6 protein-coding genes are annotated in these 6,599 nt (G+C 69.6%); 2 read left to right on the forward strand and 4 right to left on the reverse strand.

Going from position 1 to position 6,599, the window contains the following annotated elements:
- Window positions 1-119: 119 nt before the first annotated feature.
- The 3 genes from ACFV9G_RS29515 to ACFV9G_RS29525 all read right to left on the reverse strand — a co-directional run bounded on the left by ACFV9G_RS29515 (window position 120) and on the right by ACFV9G_RS29525 (window position 3,499).
- Complete coding sequence (locus ACFV9G_RS29515; protein ID WP_378732989.1) at window positions 120-830, reverse strand: transglycosylase SLT domain-containing protein; 711 nt, start codon at window positions 828-830, stop codon at window positions 120-122.
- A 196-nt stretch (window positions 831-1,026) separates the two neighbouring features.
- The gene (locus tag ACFV9G_RS29520; protein ID WP_378732991.1) at window positions 1,027-2,424 is read right to left on the reverse strand and encodes a PhoH family protein; all 1,398 of its coding nucleotides are present in this window, start codon (window positions 2,422-2,424) and stop codon (window positions 1,027-1,029) included.
- 298 nt (window positions 2,425-2,722) lie between these two features.
- The gene (locus ACFV9G_RS29525; RefSeq protein WP_378732994.1) at window positions 2,723-3,499 is read right to left on the reverse strand and encodes an isoprenyl transferase; all 777 of its coding nucleotides are present in this window, start codon (window positions 3,497-3,499) and stop codon (window positions 2,723-2,725) included.
- A gap of 88 nt (window positions 3,500-3,587) precedes the next feature.
- Here ACFV9G_RS29525 and ACFV9G_RS29530 point away from each other — a divergent pair, with 88 nt between their 5' ends.
- Window positions 3,588-4,328, forward strand: a complete 741-nt coding sequence (locus ACFV9G_RS29530) for a hemolysin III family protein (protein ID WP_378732996.1) — start codon at window positions 3,588-3,590, stop codon at window positions 4,326-4,328.
- Here the strand turns inward: ACFV9G_RS29530 and ACFV9G_RS29535 are convergent.
- Window positions 4,289-5,560 carry an MFS transporter gene (locus ACFV9G_RS29535; protein ID WP_378732998.1) on the reverse strand — a complete coding sequence of 424 codons (1,272 nt, stop codon included), beginning with the start codon at window positions 5,558-5,560 and terminating at the stop codon, window positions 4,289-4,291. The two genes, ACFV9G_RS29530 and ACFV9G_RS29535, sit on opposite strands and share 40 nt — an antisense overlap.
- A gap of 55 nt (window positions 5,561-5,615) precedes the next feature.
- Between ACFV9G_RS29535 and ACFV9G_RS29540 the strand changes: the two genes are divergently transcribed.
- A complete protein-coding gene (locus ACFV9G_RS29540) occupies window positions 5,616-6,578 on the forward strand; it encodes a DUF5937 family protein (RefSeq protein WP_378733000.1) in 963 nt (320 codons plus the stop codon).
- Window positions 6,579-6,599 lie beyond the last annotated feature (21 nt).

A 6,599-nucleotide genomic window follows, 5' to 3' on the forward strand; every position in this document is an offset into this window, starting at 1 on the left:
AACCCCCACCCCTCAAATCGCCGCGACGGCACAACCTCACCAAAACCACCCCCGAGTCGGCGCGACAAACCGCGCCGACTCGGCGAGATTTCCCGACAGGATGAGCCGACTCGGGGTGCTCAGTACCAGCCGACGGACTGGGAGTGGCCCCAGGCGCCGCAGGGGGAACCGTAGCGGTCGTTGATGTAGCCGAGGCCCCACTCGATCTGGGTGGCGGGGTTGGTCTCCCAGTCGTCGCCGGCGGAGGCCATCTTGGAGCCGGGGAGGGCCTGCGGGATGCCGTAGGCGCTGGAGGAGGGGTTGGCGGCGTTCGGGTTCCAGCCCGACTCCTTCTCCCAGAGCGGTTCGAGGCAGGAGAACTGGTCCATCCCCCAGCCGAAGTCGCCGAGCATCGACTTGGCGATGTCCTTGGGGTTGCGCAGATCGATCTCGATCTCTTCGATGCCGGCGATGGCTCGTACATCGTTGCCGGCCGACAGGGCGGCCTGCTTGCCGGGGTCGGCGACCTCGCGGCGGTCACCGGCCGAACGCGACAGGGAGGTCTCGCCGCCGCGGGCGGCGGACTCGGCCTCGATCGCGGCGCGCTGGGCGTCGGTGAGCTCGGGGATGTCGGCGGCTGCCGACTCACCCGCACTGAGCGTCGGGTCGTCGGTGGCGGGGCCGGCGTAGGCCACCCCGCCTGCGACTGCCGCGCCGGTCCCGCCGAGGGCGAGGACGGAGAGGAGGAGGGTTGTCTTGGCGGTCGTACGCGCAGCCTTGTGCGGAACGTCGACAAGCGGATTCGCTGGTGCACCGCGATGTCGCGGGGCACGATGAACAGGCTTGGTCACGGGCTCTCATTCGGGGGCTGAGGCATTACAGACCCGCAAACAATGCATGAGCACCAACCCCGTATCAAACCGGACGCACCGTTTGTAGGTCAGAAATGACCGTCCTGAGCATCACTTTCGTAACATGAGTCACAGAAATCACAACGGCCCCAGACCTTACGGGTCCGGGGCCGTTGACGTGACAATGATTACGGCGTCACGGGACCACGTTCTCCAGCATCTCGGTGACCAGCGCAGCGATCGGCGAGCGCTCGGAGCGGGTCAGGGTGACGTGGGAGAAGAGCGGGTGACCCTTCAGCTTCTCGATCACCGCGACCACGCCGTCATGGCGTCCGACCCGGAGGTTGTCGCGCTGGGCGACGTCGTGGGTGAGCACCACCTTCGAGTTGGCGCCGATGCGGGAGAGCACCGTCAGCAGCACGTTGCGCTCCAGCGACTGCGCCTCGTCGACGATCACGAACGAGTCGTGCAGCGACCGGCCGCGGATGTGGGTCAGCGGCAGCACCTCCAGCATGCCCCGGTCGATGATCTCGTCGATCACGTCCTGCGTGGTCACCGCGGAGAGCGTGTCGAAGACCGCCTGGCCCCACGGCGACATCTTCTCGCCCTCGGTGCCGGGCAGGTAGCCGAGCTCCTGGCCGCCGACGGCGAAGAGCGGGCGGAAGATGAGCACCTTCTTGTGCTGGTTGCGCTCCATGACCGCCTCCAGCCCGGCGCACAGCGCCAGCGCGGACTTCCCGGTGCCGGCCCGGCCACCGAGGGAGACGATGCCGACCTCGGGGTCGAGCAGCATCTCGAGCGCGATCCGCTGCTCCGCCGAGCGGCCGTGGATCCCGAAGACCTCCCGGTCACCGCGGACGAGGTGGACCTGCTTGTCGGGGCCGACCCGGCCCAGCGCGGTGCCTCGGTCGGACATCAGCACCAGACCGGTGTGGCAGGGCAGGTCGCGGGCCGCGTCGAGCTCGAGGACGCCGTCGTCGTAGAGCTCGTCGAGGGACGCGGAGGCGACGTCCAGCTCGGCCATCCCGGAGTAGCCCGGGTCGGAGTCGTTGATCCGCTCACCGCGGTAGTCCTCGGCCTTCAGCCCGACCGCGGACGCCTTGATCCGCATCGGCAGGTCCTTGGAGACCAGGGTGACGTCGAGCCCGTCGCCCTTCAGGTTGCGCGCGACCGCGAGGATCCGGGTGTCGTTGTCCCCGAGCCGGAAGCCGCTCGGCAGGGAGGACGGGTCGGTGTGGTTGAGCTCGACACGGATCGTGCCGCCCTCCTCACCGACCGGAACCGCCGTGTCGAGGCGGCCGTGGGTGACCCGCAGCCCGTCGAGCTGCCGGAGTGCGGAGCGGGCGAAGTAGCCCAGCTCCGGGTGGTGCCGCTTCCCCTCCAGCTCGGTGATGACCACCACCGGGAGGACGACCTGGTGCTCGGCGAAGCGCGTCATGGCCTTCGGGTCCGACAGCAGGACGCTGGTGTCGAGAACGAACGTCCGCGGGTGCGGCGACTCGCTCTCGGCCGAGGGGGAAGACTCCGACGCCGGTGTCGGAGCGGCCGACGTATCGGCCTCGGTGACGTGCTCGTTCGTGGTTGGGTTGGCCACGCGGATCACCTCTCGCGACCGGCTCATACACCCATGAGTCCGGTCATCTCATCACTAATCAGATGGACCGGACGGTGGACCGTCAGTCGGGGTGCCGACCGCCTCACACCCGTCAGGATCGATGGGATCCTGACACAGGTTCGGTTCGTGACTTCTCACGTAACGGGCCTCCAGGTGCGACGGGAATTTGTTCCCCGCCGTTGGTACAACGCTACGACGCCGGACCAACGGTCCGTGGCAACACGAACGATTTTTCTTTGTGAACTCCTGGTGACGCCCCGAATGTTCCGGCCAGCGGTCACCTGCCTAGGCGACGCTCGCGGTGGGCGTAGGCCCGCAGGGCACGCAGGAAGTCCGTACGCCGGAAATCGGGCCAGTAGGCCTCGCAGAAGTAGAACTCCGACTTCGCGCTCTGCCACAGCAGGAACCCGCCCAGGCGCTGCTCCCCCGACGTACGGATCACCAGGTCGGGATCGGGCTGTCCCTTGGTGTAGAGGTGGTCGGCGATGTGCTCGACGTCGATGATCTGGGCGAGCTCCTCCAGCGAGGTGCCGCGGGTGGCGTGCTCGTTGAGCAGGGCGCGTACGGCATCGGCGATCTCGCGGCGGCCGCCGTAGCCGACCGCGACGTTGACCAGCATCCCGTCGACGTCGCGGGTCGCCTCCTCGGCGGCCTTGAGGCGCTGGGCCAGCCAGGGCGGGAGCAGGTCGAGAGCGCCGACCGGGTGCAGCCGCCAGCGGCGTACGTCGGCCAGCGAGTCGACCGCGTCGGCGATGATCTCGAGGAGCGGTGCCAGCTCGTCGGCAGGGCGGTTGAGGTTATCGGTGGAGAGCAGCCACAGGGTGACCACCTCGATGCCGATCTCGTCGCACCAGGTGAGCAGCGGCTCGATGTTGGCCGCGCCGGCGCGGTGGCCGTGGGCCGTCGACTGGCCGACCTCCTTGGCCCAGCGACGGTTGCCGTCGAGCATCACCCCGACGTGCTTGGGCAGCTTGGAGGAATCGATCTTGCGGAGCATCCGCGCCTCGTAGGCCGGGTAGAGAACCCGACGTACGCCTTCCTTCCAGTCTGCCACGAGGAGAAGGGTATCGACGTCGGCGCCACATCACCCAGCGGGACGGGATTCACCTGATCTTCAGGGGAGACCGATACTCTTACGCGTCATGAGCGAGATGACGGATGCGATGCGCCTCAAAGTCGGCAACATCACCGACTCGGTCTCCTCGACCGTTCACGAGGCCCTCCCGAAGCTGCGCGGCTGGATCCATCTGGCCACGGCCCCGCTCACGCTGGCGGCCGGGATCGTCCTGATCGTGCTGGCTCCGTCAGGCGCTCCCCGGGTCGGTGCGGCGGTCTTCACGATGGCCGCGCTCCTGCTCTTCACCGTCTCCGCCGTCTATCACCGGGTCAACGCTCTCGGCCGGTGGAACGAGCGGTGGTTCACGATCATGAAGCGCTGGGACCACGCGAACATCATGCTGATGATCGCGGGCTCCTACACACCTTTCTCGCTGCTGCTGCTCGACGGTGTCACGCAGGTCGTGCTGCTCTCGGTCGTCTGGACCGGCGCGATCCTCGGTGTGCTCTTCCGGGTCTTCTGGAACGACGCCCCACGCTGGCTGTACGTCCCCAACTACATCGCGCTCGGCTGGGCGGCGATCTTCTTCATCCCGTCGTTCTTCACCGGCGCCGTGGCGCTCGGCCTCGGCATCGGGATCGCCACTTTCACGCTGATCTGCGTCGGTGGCGCGCTCTACACCGCCGGCGGCGTCATCTACGGCTTCAAGCGCCCCAACCCGTGGCCGCGGTGGTTCGGCTTCCACGAGGTCTTCCACACCTTCACGATCCTCGCGTTCGTCGCGCACTACACCGGGGTCTCGCTGGCGACGTACTCGCTGCGCTGAGGCTGAGCCTGATCCAGGGCACGCGCCACAGCCGCGTGCCGGGCGAGCACCGCGGTGAGGATGCCGGCGACGGCGAAGAGCGCGCCCAGCACCATCCATCCGCCGGTGCCGTGGTCGATCGCAGTGGCGGTCACCACGAGGGGCGCGAGCATGTGGGCCAGCGCATAGCCCATCTGGCTGACGCCCTGGTAGGCACCGGCCCGCTCCTGGTCGGCGAGCTCGAAGGCCAGTCCCCAGCTGCCCGCCTCACCGCGCGTCTCGGCGGCCGAGGAGGCGAGCGCGGCGAGCAGCAGGAACACCGTGGCGGCCACCGGGCCCAGATAGGCCGCCGCAGCGAAGAGGAGGCAGGCGGCGAGCAGCAGGAACCCGGCACCCCTCACGGCCCGCCCTGCCGTGGCGATGTCGTGGGTGCCGCGCGAGGCCCGCACCTGGAAGAGCGCGACGTAGACCGTGTTCACCACCAGGAGCAGCGAGACCAGGACCGTCGGCGCATCCGTGTGGTCGGCCACCCACAGCGGCACCCCGATCGAGGTCACCCCGAAGTGGATCGCCATCACCCCGCTGAGCACCGTCGCGGTGACATAGGTGCGGTCACGCAGAGGCGACGGACCCTTGGCCGCCGCCGGGCCGGAGCCGGCATCCATCCTCTTGCCCAGCCCGGTGACTCGGCGCCGGAGCCCGACGAGCGGCACCGCAGCGAGCGTGGTGAGCACGCCGACGAGCACCATCGTGGCGCGGTACGCCGCGCCGGTGTCCACCGCCAGCGCCACCGCCGCGAGCAGCGTCCCCACCCCGATCATCACGTTCATCACCACCCTCAGCCGGGCACGTACGGCGACCCGGTCGGGGCCGTCGAACCAGCGCGCGACCAGCGTCGACTGGGCGCTCGACTGGAAGCCGCGCGAGGCCGAGACCCAGGTCGCGACCAGCACGAACGCGACCACGTCGCGGGCCAGAGCGTAGGCGAGCAGGGCGATGCCGTAGCTCGCCATCGCCCACAACTGCACCCGGTCGGCGCCCCATCGGTCGCTGAGCCGCCCACCGGCGTACGTCGCCACGACACCGACGGCTCCGGCGACGGTCAGGCCGATGCCGACGGTGACCGCCGAGAGACCGACGGTGCGGGTGAAGTAGAGCGCGCTGACCGCGAAGAACATGCCACGTGCGAGGGAGAGGGCGGCGACGGCACCGACGAGCGGGCGCTCGACCGGGTCGCTGGGAGGTCGGATCACGGTCCAGTTGTCGCACCCCGCGCCCACGCGCGCTAACGATGTAGCGTATTGCTTCATGATCAGGTACGACCTGGCCGGTCCCGACCTGAGCGAGGTCCGGTTCGCCATCTCGCCGCTCAACGAGCTCACCCTCTCGCTGCGAGCGCTGCGCGACCCCGGCCGGTTCCCGCTCCACCTGCCCTGGCTCCGCACCGTCGGCGCCGCGGACCTGGATCGGGAGACCCTGCTGGCGCTGACCAACGAGCGGCTCTGGACGCCGGACTTCCTCAACCCGCGCCCGCGCAACCCCCTCGCCCGGCTCGAGGACGAGCTCGAGGTGGTCGCCGCGACCCCTCCGCACCGCGTCCGCGGCGATCTCGACGCGGTCCACTTCGAGGGCGGTCCCCCGGCGGTCCTGGTCGGACGCCCGCAGGTCGTGCTGCGCCGCATCCTCGCCGCGCTCCGTGGCTACTGGGACGCCTGCTTCGAACCCCACTGGCAGCGGATGCGAGCGGTGCTGGAGGCGGACATCGTCCATCGCGGCCGGACGATCGTGCACTCCGGCATGGCGGCGATGTTCGCCGACATCTCACCGCGCGTCACCCTCGCCGACGACGTCCTCTCGATCCGGCTCACCACCTCGAAGGTCGACTACCGGCGTACGACCGCGGGGGTCGGGCTCACCGTGGTGCCCACCCTGTTCACCCGCAACCCGTCGACGCCGATCTCGCCCGAGGAGCCGCCGGTCGTGTTCTACCCGGCACGCGGCCTCGGCAACCTGTGGACGACCGACCGGCCGCGGTCGCCGCGGGCGCTGCGCGACCTCATCGGGGAGACCCGCTCCGGGCTCCTAACCCTGCTGGAGGCTCCGGCCTCCTCGACCGAGCTGGCCGTACGCCTCGGGGTCACCGCCACAGCCGTCAACCAGCACCTGCGGGCGATGCGGGCAGCCGGGCTGCTGACCTCGGCCCGCCACGGCCGATCGGTCCTCTACCTCCGTTCCGACCTGGGCGATCGTCTGCTGGAGGCCGTGAGCTGAAAGGGGCGCGCGGCCACCGGC

The organism is Nocardioides sp. NPDC059952 (genome assembly GCF_042730435.1).
Classification (GTDB): Bacteria; Actinomycetota; Actinomycetes; order Propionibacteriales; family Nocardioidaceae; genus Nocardioides.